Source organism: Halorubrum tibetense (assembly GCF_042661865.1).
In the GTDB taxonomy this organism is placed as follows: domain Archaea; phylum Halobacteriota; class Halobacteria; order Halobacteriales; family Haloferacaceae; genus Halorubrum; species Halorubrum tibetense.
On the sequence record NZ_JBHSWW010000064.1, the window covers coordinates 1 to 11263 of the forward strand.

14 protein-coding genes and 1 pseudogene are annotated in these 11263 nt (G+C 67.5%); 4 read left to right on the forward strand and 11 right to left on the reverse strand.

The window, feature by feature from the left end:
- A pseudogene (locus tag ACFQEU_RS06440) lies at positions 1 to 377 on the reverse strand (MFS transporter); the annotation flags it as partial.
- Between the two features lie 207 nt (positions 378 to 584).
- Positions 585 to 1241: a DsbA family protein gene (locus ACFQEU_RS06445; RefSeq protein ID WP_379780420.1), complete on the reverse strand. Its 657-nt coding sequence runs from the start codon at positions 1239 to 1241 to the stop codon at positions 585 to 587.
- A 115-nt stretch (positions 1242 to 1356) separates the two neighbouring features.
- On the opposite strand from ACFQEU_RS06445, the gene ACFQEU_RS06450 reads away from it, so the two are divergent.
- Complete coding sequence (locus ACFQEU_RS06450; RefSeq protein WP_379780422.1) at positions 1357 to 1656, forward strand: DUF5779 family protein; 300 nt, start codon at positions 1357 to 1359, stop codon at positions 1654 to 1656.
- A gap of 16 nt (positions 1657 to 1672) precedes the next feature.
- On the opposite strand, the gene ACFQEU_RS06455 is transcribed toward ACFQEU_RS06450, so the two are convergent.
- The 4 genes from ACFQEU_RS06455 to ACFQEU_RS06470 form a co-directional block, all read right to left on the reverse strand.
- Positions 1673 to 2110, reverse strand: coding sequence for an RNA-binding protein (locus ACFQEU_RS06455; protein ID WP_379780424.1), 438 nt, complete (start codon positions 2108 to 2110; stop codon positions 1673 to 1675).
- A gap of 18 nt (positions 2111 to 2128) precedes the next feature.
- The gene (locus ACFQEU_RS06460; RefSeq protein WP_379780426.1) at positions 2129 to 2317 is read right to left on the reverse strand and encodes a DUF1918 domain-containing protein; all 189 of its coding nucleotides are present in this window, start codon (positions 2315 to 2317) and stop codon (positions 2129 to 2131) included.
- Positions 2318 to 2395: 78 nt separating this feature from the next.
- A complete protein-coding gene (locus tag ACFQEU_RS06465) occupies positions 2396 to 2977 on the reverse strand; it encodes a DUF7524 family protein (RefSeq protein ID WP_379780428.1) in 582 nt (193 codons plus the stop codon).
- A 102-nt stretch (positions 2978 to 3079) separates the two neighbouring features.
- Positions 3080 to 3280, reverse strand: coding sequence for a methytransferase partner Trm112 (locus ACFQEU_RS06470; RefSeq protein WP_379780430.1), 201 nt, complete (start codon positions 3278 to 3280; stop codon positions 3080 to 3082).
- Positions 3281 to 3387: 107 nt separating this feature from the next.
- On the opposite strand from ACFQEU_RS06470, the gene ACFQEU_RS06475 reads away from it, so the two are divergent.
- Entirely contained in the window at positions 3388 to 3666 is a 279-nt protein-coding gene (locus tag ACFQEU_RS06475) for a ribonuclease P protein component 4 (protein ID WP_379780432.1), read from the forward strand.
- A 78-nt stretch (positions 3667 to 3744) separates the two neighbouring features.
- Here the strand turns inward: ACFQEU_RS06475 and ACFQEU_RS06480 are convergent, their stop codons facing one another.
- The 3 genes from ACFQEU_RS06480 to ACFQEU_RS06490 form a co-directional block, all read right to left on the reverse strand.
- Positions 3745 to 4434, reverse strand: coding sequence for an HAD-IIB family hydrolase (locus tag ACFQEU_RS06480; protein ID WP_379780434.1), 690 nt, complete (start codon positions 4432 to 4434; stop codon positions 3745 to 3747).
- 74 nt (positions 4435 to 4508) lie between these two features.
- Positions 4509 to 5681: a Cdc6/Cdc18 family protein gene (locus tag ACFQEU_RS06485; protein ID WP_379780436.1), complete on the reverse strand. Its 1173-nt coding sequence runs from the start codon at positions 5679 to 5681 to the stop codon at positions 4509 to 4511.
- A gap of 79 nt (positions 5682 to 5760) precedes the next feature.
- The gene (locus tag ACFQEU_RS06490; RefSeq protein ID WP_379780439.1) at positions 5761 to 5964 is read right to left on the reverse strand and encodes a hypothetical protein; all 204 of its coding nucleotides are present in this window, start codon (positions 5962 to 5964) and stop codon (positions 5761 to 5763) included.
- 121 nt (positions 5965 to 6085) lie between these two features.
- On the opposite strand from ACFQEU_RS06490, the gene ACFQEU_RS06495 reads away from it, so the two are divergent.
- Positions 6086 to 6484, forward strand: a complete 399-nt coding sequence (locus ACFQEU_RS06495; RefSeq protein WP_379780441.1) for a hypothetical protein — start codon at positions 6086 to 6088, stop codon at positions 6482 to 6484.
- A gap of 114 nt (positions 6485 to 6598) precedes the next feature.
- On the opposite strand, the gene ACFQEU_RS06500 is transcribed toward ACFQEU_RS06495, so the two are convergent.
- Positions 6599 to 7765 (reverse strand): DUF7973 family transport facilitator, encoded by a 1167-nt coding sequence (locus ACFQEU_RS06500; RefSeq protein ID WP_379780443.1) that lies wholly within the window; start codon positions 7763 to 7765, stop codon positions 6599 to 6601.
- Positions 7766 to 9304: a glycerol kinase GlpK gene (gene glpK / locus ACFQEU_RS06505; RefSeq protein WP_379780445.1), complete on the reverse strand. Its 1539-nt coding sequence runs from the start codon at positions 9302 to 9304 to the stop codon at positions 7766 to 7768. It abuts the gene before it with no gap.
- Positions 9305 to 9566: 262 nt separating this feature from the next.
- Between glpK and glpA the strand changes: the two genes are divergently transcribed.
- Positions 9567 to 11263, forward strand: a 1697-nt coding sequence (gene glpA / locus ACFQEU_RS06510) for an anaerobic glycerol-3-phosphate dehydrogenase subunit GlpA (RefSeq protein WP_379780448.1), incomplete at its 3' end; no start/stop codon positions are given.

The window sequence follows — 11263 nt, forward strand, 5'->3', positions numbered from 1 at the left end:
GTCGTGATCGCGAGCGAGAACGCGCCGATCGTCAGTGCGCCGCCGACGACGCGGACCGCGAGCGCGGCCTCGAACCCCAGTCCGAACCACGGGACCGCCACGAGTGCGACGTACGAGAGTGCGCCGCCGAACGCTCCCGCCACCACGAGCGGGATCCGTCGCCCGAGCGCGTCGCTCGCAACGCCCCAGACGACGGCGAACGCGACGAACGCGGCGAACTCCGCGACGACGAACGCGGTACCGGCGTCGATCCCCGCTGGCGCGCCGAGCTCGACGACCAGGGCGGGAACGCCGGGGTACAACAGCACCTGTGAGATCAACACCGCGAGGACGACGGCACCCAGACGCCGTCGGTCCTCGCGGTCCTGCGTCGTCATGTGCTTATAAATGGGCTCGCGGCCTCAAAAGGCCGACGCTCGATCGAAACACGAGGCTCGGGGCGTCGGGAACCGGACGATTCCGCCTTCCATCGCCTGTCAGTATATAAGTGACGAGAACGGTCACGGCGCGATATATAAGCGGCGAGGACCGACCGCGACAGGATATATAACTGGTCGTTCCGCGGTCCGCGTCGATCCGGCCGGTTACAGCGCGTCGTCGATCGCGGCGGCGACCGTTTCGGCCTCGTAGTTCTCGGTCTGCGTCCCGTCGACGAACACGGTCGGAGTCTCCCCGACGCCGCGGGCGACACCCTCCTCTCGGTCGGCTTCGAGCGCGCCGTGTGCGCTCTCGTGGTACGCGTCCGCCATCGCGGCACACGGGTCGTCGCCCGCGGCCTCCGCGGCGGCACCGATCGACTCCAGGTCGTAGCTCCCGTGTGACTCGTAGATCGTCGAGGCGAACGCGAAGAACGCCTCGTCGCCCTCGCGAACGCCGACGCCGCGGGCCGCGCTCGCGACGGCGTGTGCCCAGTCGTCGTCGACCGGGATCGGGAAGTCCCAGTGCTCGTATCGGACGGTTCCGGGGTCGACGTACTCCTCGCGGATCGTCGGGAAGTGATCCAGTTTGTACGTCGCACAGTGTCCACAGGTGAAGTCCTCGAACGCCCGGACGACGACGTCCGCGTCGGGGTCGCCGATGACGGCGCGGAACTCGGCGTCCGGGGTCATCGGCTCCTCCAGCTCGCAGTCGTACGGACCGGTGTCGGACGAGTCCGGCCCCTCGTCGCCGAGACAGCCGGCCGCGCCGACGACGCCGCCGGCTGCGATCCCGGCGAGCAGGGTTCGTCGCGTGTGCTCCATACGCCCGGTTAGGCGGCGAGCCATTTAATCACAGCGAGGCCGGTAGCGCGTGTCACCGAACACACCCTGATCGCGAGCCCCGAACGCTTTTGCCGGCTCCCGGCGACCCTCGCGTATGAGCGACTGGGACCTCGACCTGCGGGACGCCGAAGAGCAGATGGACGAGGCGTTCGCCGCGGGTGGGGACGTCGTCCTCGGCGTCCTGGACGGGACGACCGACGACGAAGAGTGGGTGCGAAGCGTCGACTACGGCAACACGCTGGTGTTGTCGATCGACGGCGACCTCAACGAGCTCGCCGCCGGGTTCGCCCGCGAGGTGAAGGACATGGGCGGGGAGCTGATGCATTTCCGCGGGTTCCTCGTCGTCACGCCGCCGGGAACGAGCATCGACACGGACCGGCTCGCCGGGGAGTGACTTCCCCGGCGGCGACTCACTCGTCGTCCGCGAGCCGCTCCAGCGTCTCCCGGGCGTTCTCGACGGCGGTCGCCTTCTTTGCGGGGTACGCCTCGACTTTCGCGCGAACGGTTATTCCGGGACCGAGCTCCACGTCGCCCCGGAACGCGGCCTGTTTGTCGAGCCGCAAGAACAGCGCACAGTTGTCGTCGACACGCTGGTCGAGCTCCGCGAGCACGCGGTCGAGGTCCTCGAGCGTCGCGAGCCGGTCGAGCACGTGACGCATCCCGTCGGCGACCTCGATCCGCGCGGACAACACGACGATCCGGTCCCCGTGGTGGCCGACGTTCTCGATCCGGTCGATCTCCGCGTCTTCGGGGAGCAGCGACCGGAGGGCGTCCTCGACGCGTTTCTCGTCCTCGGTGGCGTACGAGAACGTCCGGAGGTCGACGTAGTGGAACGGGACTTCGGGCATCGCGGGGTGAAAAGCGTGTTACTCCTCGTCCTCGACCGCTTCGAGCGAGTCCTCCGGAACGCCGGTCTCCTGTCCGTCCTCGAAGCTGACCGTGTAGGTCGCGTCGCCGAACATCGTCTCCATGACCTGCGTGATCGTGCCCGACTCGCCGTCGTACTCGCTGTGTTTGTCGTGGAGAACGACCTCGTCTTCCTTCTCGAAGCTCATGGTCGTTCGTTCCGCCGGGACGCTTAAAAGCGCGCGGATCGCTCGCCGGGAGCGGCCGGCACGGAACCGACCGCCGGATCACCAGACGAGCAGCAGCGCGACGGCGAGCGTCACCGTCAACACCGCGCCGACGACGAGGAACACGAGCGCGCTGTCGACCGCGAACGCGAGGGCGATCCCGAGCCCGACCGCGAGGAACCCCAACAGGAGTGCGGCGATCCCCCCGCGTTCGATGAGCCGGTCGAGCGCCGCCCCCGCCTGTTGTGACGGGGGTTGCGCGGGTGACCGCTCCGGTGGTTTCGAGAGCCGCTCGTCGACGAGGACCTCGTCCGGGGCCTCCTCGGCCGGCAGCTCGATCATCACGTCGACGTACACCGAGTTCGACCCGTAGCCCGTGACGACCTGGAGCTTCCCTCGGATCGGCTCGTCGACGTCCCGCTTCGAGACGTGGATCCGCTTGACTCCCTCGTCCTCGACGAAGTGGTTCACCTCGTCGATGGTGACGACGCGATCCAGGGTGTCGTCGAACCGGAGATGGACATGGGTCGAGCGACCGCGGTTCGCCAACGCGATCGAGAACGGTTTCGTCGTCGTGAACCGGTCGGGAGCGTCGATATGGTGCACCCCGTTCCCGTTCAGTTCGACTTCGAGAGTCGGCACGTGTGGACCCTCACACCCTGGTTTAAAAAAGATTTATTCCATCCGAGGGGTTTTCCGGCAGTCTGCTCCGCTCGCGTCGGTCAGGCCACCGCCTCGCGTTGGTTAGGCCGCCGCTTCCTCGTCCTCGCGCATGTCCGGCGGGAGGAGGTTCGGGATCCCGTCCTCGATCGGGTACGTCTCGCCGCACTCGGTACACGTAAGCGTTCCCTCCAGGATCTCCTCGTCGTCGCGCTCGTCGATGTCGAGCTCCAGCTCTCCCTTGTCGAGCGGACAGCAGATCACGTCCATCAGGGACTCCTTCATGGCCTCGGGTTCGCGCGGACCGCTCAAAAGCCTGCGGGTTGCGGGTCGAACCCTGGAGCCGACCGTCGATGGCAACGCCTTTGCCCGGCGGTCACGGCCGACTCGGTATGGGGATCCCGTCGGAACGGATCGACCGGCTGTTCGGGCTCGCCCGGGAGGCGGTCGTCGACGACGAGTACGACCGTGCCCGGACGTACGTCCGCCTCGCCAGACGGATCGCCGAGCGGAACCGCTGTGGCGTCCCCCGCGAGTTCGAACGGAAGACCTGTGACGGCTGTGACGTGTACCTCCGGCCGGGGAAGACCAGCCGCGTCAGGCTCGGACCCGGCCGCGTCGTCGTTCGGTGTCGCGAGTGCGGCGAGACCGGCCGGTACCCGTACGACTGACGAGTCGATATCCGTACGACTGACGAGGCGGTGTGCGGCCCAGTCCGCCTCACCGCCTCGAAGGCGATCCGACCCGGTTCACTCTCCGGGCGTCCGACCCGCGGACAGCGCCTCCAACACGCTGGCCGTACCGTCCATGAACCCCTCGTCGAGCACGACGTCCGCGGCGTCCCGGGCCGCCGCGTCCGCGTTGGCGACGGCGTCGGCGTCGCCGGCGACGGCAAACGTCGACACGTCGTTCTCGCTGTCGCCGACCGCGACGAACGACTCCGGATCGAGCTCGAGCGCCTCGGCCGCCCGAACGAGCCCGTCGCCCTTGTTCACCGACGTCGATTTGACGTGGAACGCGTAGCCGGTGTCGACGACTTCGACGTCGGGGACGTCGGCCGCGACCTCCCGAAGGAGCGCCTCGTCGGCGTCGGTCGAGAGCGCCACCTCCGTCTCGCGCCACCGGTTCACCGTGGTGTCGTCGCCCCACCCGATCTCGCCGCCCCGCTCCTCGAACGCCTCGACGACGGCGCGGGGTCGGTCGGGGTCGGCGAGGAACGTCGTCTCGTCAGCGACGTGGACGACTCCGCCGTTCTCCGCGATCACCTGCGGCGGAAGCCCGAGAAACGTCGCGAGCGCGACGGGATACGGGAACGCCTTGCCGGTCGCGATCACGACCGGGGCGTCCCAGTCGGGGAGGAGCTCGAAGACCCGGCCGTCGATCCGGCCGGTCGGCGTCGTCAACGTCCCGTCGATGTCCAACGCGAGGGGTGGAACCATACCGGACACTCGGGGGCGGGGGACGCAACTGTCTTCCGCTGTTTACCGACCGCGCCCTTACCCCGGCCGCGCCTTTACCCCGACCGCGCCGCGCGGTCGAACAGCTCCCGAAACACGAGCGTCGGGAACCGCGGGACGAGCCGACTCGGCGGTCGCCCCTTCCCGGCGCTTCGCTCAGCCGTCACGCGGTCGAGCAGCCCCGCGTCCGCGAGCTCGTAGAGCACGCGTCGGACCGTCGACGCCGACAGCTCGACGGGCTCTCGGGAGGCGATCGTCTCCGTCGCGGCGTTCACCGACGAGCGATCCCGCTCGGGGAGGCTCACGAGCTCGTACAGCAGCCGTTTCCGGCTGGCGGAGAGCGCGAGGACGCGGCCCAACGCGGCGCACGGTTTCGGGACGCCGTCGATCCCCGCGTCGAGGTCACGCGGTCGAACCGTCGAGACGCCCGCACGCTCCGCGTTGATCGCCGCCCCCGTGATCGCCGCCAGCGCGTCGTGGGCGTCGCCGCTGGCCCACTCGGCCACCTCGCGGATCTGGTCGTGGGTGAGCGCGTTCCGGCCGAGGCCGGTCGAACACCGGCTCGTCAACAGCTCGACAAGCACGTGTCGGCGGTACGGATCGAACGGGACGGCGACGTCCGGTTCCCACGCGATGGCGTCGGGTGGGTCGCGCCCGAGACACACCGGGACGATGTGACCGCTCACGTCGGCCAGCCATTCGACGACGGTGGTCGCGTCGGGCGTGTCCGGCTCGTTCGTGTGATCGATGGCGACTACGACGTCCGTTCCGGTGCGAACCGTGTCCCGTAGCGACTCGGCGAGGTCGTCGGTGCCGACGCCGTGGTCGGGGACGTCCTCGTCGGTCACCGCCGCGAGCGTGTCGTGGTAGACGCCGAACCGCGTCGGGGCGGCTCGGGGATCGACGTACACGAACTCCGGCAGACCGGTTTCTGGCGCGCGCGTCGACGTCTGGATGGCGCGCCGTGGACCGCTGTGGGCCGCGAACCGGTCGAACAGCGCGGAAACGACCGCCGACTTCCCGCTTCCTTTCGGCCCGTGGACGTACACCGGCGGCGGGAGCGACCCCGAGAACGCCGGGTGGAGCGCGTCGAGCAGCCGTTCGAGCGCCGGCCCGCGACCGATCGGCGAGTCGACGTGGGAGACGGGCGAGACCGCGTCGACGTCGACGAGGACGCCGCCGGACGCGTCATAGCCGAGACGCCGCTCGATCCGGTCGTCGATGTTCACGGTCGTCCCTCCGTGTCGCTGATGCAAAACCGACACGAATCGCCGACGGAACGGGCACCGGAGTCGCCGTCGGTCGGCGTTACCAGTGGTCCGGCTTGTATCGGTTGATGAGAAGCGTCGAGACGAGGAACGCTATCGAGCTGATGACTGCAGCGCCGACGCCGACACTGAGTCTGAACGCGATCGGACCTGCCGTCACCGCGGTCACGACGACGGTTATGACGGACGCCACGATCAGAAGGTTCCTCCCGTCGCTCCGTTCGAACCCGAGTGGACCGGACATACACCTGAGTCACGCGCATGGGGATTAAAAACGTCCCGTCGACGAGCGCTCCCGTCCGCTGACGGAAGGGGATCGGGATCCGATAGAAACCTATTCCCGTATCGAAACTCCTTCCACGGCCATGTCGACCGAGCCCGCCGACACCGGTCTCCGGCGTATAAACAACCGAAGTAAGGCTGCGGCGGTCCTTGGGACGCTCGCTGCGTTCGGTGTCGGATTCCTGGCGATCGGCGAAATCCAGTTCGTCTCTGTCGCTGCCATCGCCGTCGGAATCGGAGTCCGATTCGGATCTATCTGGGTAGGAACGCGCGTTGTCGCCGACGTCGCTTCCTCGGATATCAGCGAGGAAGCGACTGCTGGACCGTATCACCACGGTGCCGCGGGGATCGCCCTCGCCGTCGGCGGCGTCGTCGCGCTGGTGGGTCGGTTCGTGGGCGGAGACGTGACTCTCGTAGCCGTGGTGGCTACCATCGTTGCAGTCGGCGGATTCCTCCTGCTGTCGAGACTGCTTCCCGAGTAAGCATCGGCGTGGACGGGAACTATCCACCAGTATCCGACCCGTGAGCACCGACTCGATGAGTCGCCCCGTCTTCGGAGTCATAAATAAAAAAGGCCGTTCCCGTTGCTGGCCGGGTTAGAGCCCCGTACCGGGGATCCAGACGCCCCAGTTGAGCAGTCCTGCGACGACCAGTAGTCCGAGCACGAGCGTCCAGACGACGATCGCGGCGGCCGGCGGGTCGAAGTGCGTGTCGGAGTGGGCGTAGAACACGCGCTGTGACGCCTCGCCGACGAGCGCGGCAAAGACGCCGAACACCGCGCCGAACAGCAGTGCCAGGCCGTCACCGAACAGGAGTGGAGCGGTCAGGTCCGCGGACTCGAGGCCAGTGATCTGCGTGATTCCCGGCTCCCACACGGCGAGGAAGGCGGTCGACCCCGCGAGCGTCATGTGGTGTGTGACCGGGATCTTGCCGATACCGAGATTCAAGAACAGCAGCGACGCGGCACTGATGCCGAAGCCAGCGAACACGGCGATGAGACCGTGCCCGCCACCGATCATGTTGTACGTGATGGCCGCCGACGCGAGCCCGGCGAAGAAGCCGATCGCCGCGACGTGAGACCACTTGTACATGTTCGGGAGCCACGGCTCGACGGCGAGGCGGTCCTCACTGTCTTTCTCGCCATCGCCCTTCACTTCGCCCGGCTCACGCATCTCCTCGCGCTCGAACGGTCCCATATCGAAGTAACCGTTCGCCTTGTCGCTGACTTTCCCGATGATGCTGTACCCGAAGACGACCCGGACGACGATCGCGCTGATCACGATGCTCACCGGGATCGGATCGACGGGTAGGGCGAGCTGACGGGACAGCTGCTCAAGCACGACGCCGAAGACGCCGAACACGGCACCGACAGCAAGAATGTCCGGTTTACTCCCCAAAGCGACGGTGATGTCCTTCGCGTTATGGAAGTCGAATCCGGACTCCATATAGCCCTTGTTCGCCGCGTAACCGGCCGCTGCGACACCGCCGGCGAAGGAGACGTGCGGTCCGAAGACGGTCCCGAACCCGACGTCGACGCCGAAGCCGCCACCACCGAGTGACCCGGCAGTCACGAGGAAGCCAGTGAAGACGAAGGCCGGTAGTGCACCGAGTGCGGCGCCGAACGCACCGCCGGCGAGGGCACCGAGGACGACACCCGGATTGGTCAGGGCGTCGATCACGTCCCCGGGATCGCCGGGCTGGTATCCGACTTGGAGGAGCGAATCCGTAACGAGCGCCAGCTCCGAGAGCAGCTCGAGGCTCATCTATTCGTCCTCCTCGTCGCGAGCCCAGTCCTTCGAGCGCTCGACCGCCTCGCTCCAGCGACCGTACCGGCGGTCGACGTCGCTGCGGTCGTCGTCGGGGGCGAACTGGCGGTCGATCTGCCAGTTGTCGCGGAGCTCGTCGACCGTCTCCCAGTAGCCGACGGCGAGGCCGGCGGCGTACGCGGAGCCGAGCGCGGTCGTCTCGTCGACGACCGGGCGGACGATCTCCGTGTCCATGATGTTCGCCTGGAGCTGACAGAGGAAGTTGTTCTTCACCGCGCCACCGTCGACGCGGAGGCTGGTGAGGTCGATGTCCGCGTCCTGCACCATCGCCTCCGTGACGTCACGCGTCTGGAACGCGATGGATTCGAGCGTCGCCCGGACGAGGTGGGACTTCTCCGTCCCACGGGTCATCCCGACGATGGTCGCGCGTGCGCGCTGGTCCCAGTGTGGCGCGCCGAGCCCGGTGAACGCCGGGACGAAGTACACGCCGTCCGTCGAGTCGACGGAGCGGGCGAGCTCCTCGGTCTCGGCCGCGTCGTCGATGAGGTCGACCTCCTCGAGCCACTCGATCGCCGCGCCGGTCGCGAAGATCGCCCCCTCCAGCGCGTACTGGATGGGTTCGCCCGAGCGCTGGAAGCCGATAGTCGTGAGCAGGCCGTGGTCGGACTTGACGGCCTCCTCGCCGGTGTTCATCAGGAAGAAACTCCCCGTTCCGTAGGTGTTCTTCGCGTCGCCCGCGTCGAAGCACGTCTGACCGAACAGCGCGGCCTGCTGGTCACCCAGCGCACCGGCAACGGGTACGGACGCGCCGAGGAAGCCGTCCGCGTCGGTCGCGCCGTACGTGTCCTCGTCGGAGGACGGTCTGACCTCCGGCAGCATCGCCTCCGGGATCCCGAACTCGTCCATGAGCTCGTCGTCCCACTCGGCGTCGCGGATGTTGTACAGCATCGTCCGCGACGCGTTCGTCACGTCCGTGATGTGGTTACCCGTGAGCTTCCAGATGAGCCACGTGTCGATCGTGCCGAAGAGGATCTCGCCGTCCGCGGCGCGGTCCTCGATGTCCTCGGGCCGCGAGCGCTGGAGCTTGATCGGGTCGGAGTTCGCGAGCAGCCACTCGGCTTTCGTCGCCGAGAAGTACGCGTCGACCTCGAGTCCGGTCTTATCGCGGATCGGCTCCTCCCAGCCGTCCTCCTTGAGCTCCTCGACGCGGTCCGTCGTCCGACGGTCCTGCCAGACGATGGCGTTGTGTACCGGCCGCCCGGTCTCCGCGTCCCAGAGCACCGTCGTCTCGCGCTGATTGGTGACGCCGAGCGCGTCGAGCTGGTCGGGTCCGATGTCCGCACGGGAGAGTGCCTGCTGGATCACGTCCTTCGTGTTCTCCCAGATCTCCATCGCGTCGTGTTCGACCCATCCGGGCTCCGGATAGATCTGTTCGTGTTTCTCGTAGGCGTTCGCGACCACCTGCCCGCTGTGGTCGAACACCATGAATCGTGTACCTGTCGTCCCCTGGTCTATCGCACCGACATACTGTGTCATGTGTTGGATCCCTCCTGCGGTGCCGTCCGGCCGCGACGATGCCGCGACATATCTTTACGGAAGCCACCGCGCCGTTCGTGAACATAACGTACTACCATAATAATCTTCCTATTAAAATCCGGATCCGAACAATGCTCAAAAAGTATTTCGGCAGAAAATCGCATGACTGCGAGGCCTTCCCGGGCGAATAATCGTTCCTGATAGTTACGAACGGTTCCGGGGAGGAGGTAAAGTAAAGTGCTCCCGGTCCAAGCGGTATGACATGGACGATCAAGTGGACGTCGTCGTGGTCGGGGGGGGATCGACCGGCTGCGGCGTGATACGGGACCTCGCGCGACGAGGGCTCGATGCCGTCCTCGTCGAGAAGGGGAACCTCACGCACGGGACGACCGGGCGGATGCACGGGCTGCTCCACAGCGGCGGTCGGTACGCCGTCTCGGACCAGAAAAGCGCGCGCGAGTGTATCGAGGAGAACATGGTCCTCCGGGACATCGCCGGCCACTGCGTCGAGGAGACCGGCGGTATGTTCGTGAAGCGTCCGGAGGACTCCGAGGAGTACTTCCAGGAGAAGTTGGAGGGGTGTCGCGCGTGTGACATCCCCGCGGAGGTGATCGACGGCGAGGAGGCCAGACGACGGGAGCCGTACCTCGCTCGCGACGTGGAGAAGGCGATCGTCGTTCCCGACGGTGCGGTCGACCCGTTCCGGCTCTGTGTGGCGAACGCCGCCGACGCCCGCGAACACGGCGCACGCGTGGAGACCCACGCGGCGGTTACCGACGTGCTGATCGAGGACGGGGAGGTCGTCGGCGTCGAGATCGAACACGACTCCGGCCCGGGCAAGCGGGTCCACCGCGAACCGGGGACGACCGAGGAGATCCGCGCCCGCTACGTCGTCAACGCGACCGGCGCGTGGGCGGGCCAGATCGGCGAGATGGCGGGCGTCGACGTGGAGGTCCGCCCCTCGAAGGGCGTGATGACCGTCATGAACACCCGGCAGGTCGACACCGTTATCAACCGCTGTCGGCCGAAGGGGGACGCCGATATCGTCGTCCCGCACGAGACCGCCTGTATCCTCGGAACGACCGACGAGGAGGTAGACGATCCCGAGGACTACCCGGAAGAGGAGTGGGAGGTCGACCTGATGATCGAGACGCTCTCGGAGCTCGTCCCGGCGCTGAAGGACGCTCGCACCCTGCGTTCGTTCTGGGGCGTCCGACCGCTGTACGAGCCGCCGGGGACCGGCACCGACGACCCGACCGACATCACGCGCGACTACTTCCTGCTCGATCACGACGTGCGCGACGACCTGCCCGGGATGACGAGCATCGTCGGCGGGAAGCTCACGACCTACCGGATGATGGCCGAGTCGATCACCGACCACGTCTGTGAGAAGCTCGACCACGACGCCGAGTGCGACACCGCAGACGCGCCGTTACCCGGCTCGGAGGACTTCAGCGTCCTCCGCGAGTACATGGACGAGTTCGGGCTTCGGTCGCCGGTCGGCCGGCGGTCGGTCCAGCGACTCGGCTCTCGGGCCGACGACGTACTGAAGGGCAGCGACCCGAACCCCGTCGTCTGCGAGTGTGAGGGCGTTACCCGCGCGGAGGTCCAAGACGCGATCGAGGGGGCGGGTTCGGACCTGAACGCCGTCCGCCTTCGCACGCGCGCGTCGATGGGGAACTGCCAGGGCGGGTTCTGTACCCACCGGATCGCGGCAGAGCTCACCCAGGAGTACCCCGGTCCGGTCGTCCGCGACGCGGAGGACGAGCTGTACCAGGAGCGCTGGAAGGGCCAGCGGCACGCGCTGTGGGGACGCCAGCTCTCCCAGGCGATGCTGAACCACATGCTCCACGCGACCACGATGAACCGCGACGGCGACCTCGCGACGACGGACGCGGAGGTCGATTTCGGCGCGTTCGACGCCGGGCCGAGTGCGCCGAGCGACGGGGTCGGCTCCGG

Bases quoted from the DNA above. Each gene is read 5' to 3' on its own strand.
- ACFQEU_RS06445 (WP_379780420.1), bottom strand. From the start codon at position 1,241: ATGGAGCACACGCGACGAACCCTGCTCGCCGGGATCGCAGCCGGCGGC.
- ACFQEU_RS06450 (WP_379780422.1), top strand. From the start codon at position 1,357: ATGAGCGACTGGGACCTCGACCTGCGGGACGCCGAAGAGCAGATGGAC.
- ACFQEU_RS06455 (WP_379780424.1), bottom strand. From the start codon at position 2,110: ATGCCCGAAGTCCCGTTCCACTACGTCGACCTCCGGACGTTCTCGTAC.
- ACFQEU_RS06460 (WP_379780426.1), bottom strand. From the start codon at position 2,317: ATGAGCTTCGAGAAGGAAGACGAGGTCGTTCTCCACGACAAACACAGC.
- ACFQEU_RS06470 (WP_379780430.1), bottom strand. From the start codon at position 3,280: ATGAAGGAGTCCCTGATGGACGTGATCTGCTGTCCGCTCGACAAGGGA.
- ACFQEU_RS06475 (WP_379780432.1), top strand. From the start codon at position 3,388: ATGGGGATCCCGTCGGAACGGATCGACCGGCTGTTCGGGCTCGCCCGG.
- ACFQEU_RS06480 (WP_379780434.1), bottom strand. From the start codon at position 4,434: ATGGTTCCACCCCTCGCGTTGGACATCGACGGGACGTTGACGACGCCG.
- ACFQEU_RS06490 (WP_379780439.1), bottom strand. From the start codon at position 5,964: ATGTCCGGTCCACTCGGGTTCGAACGGAGCGACGGGAGGAACCTTCTG.
- ACFQEU_RS06495 (WP_379780441.1), top strand. From the start codon at position 6,086: ATGTCGACCGAGCCCGCCGACACCGGTCTCCGGCGTATAAACAACCGA.
- ACFQEU_RS06500 (WP_379780443.1), bottom strand. From the start codon at position 7,765: ATGAGCCTCGAGCTGCTCTCGGAGCTGGCGCTCGTTACGGATTCGCTC.
- glpK (WP_379780445.1), bottom strand. From the start codon at position 9,304: ATGACACAGTATGTCGGTGCGATAGACCAGGGGACGACAGGTACACGA.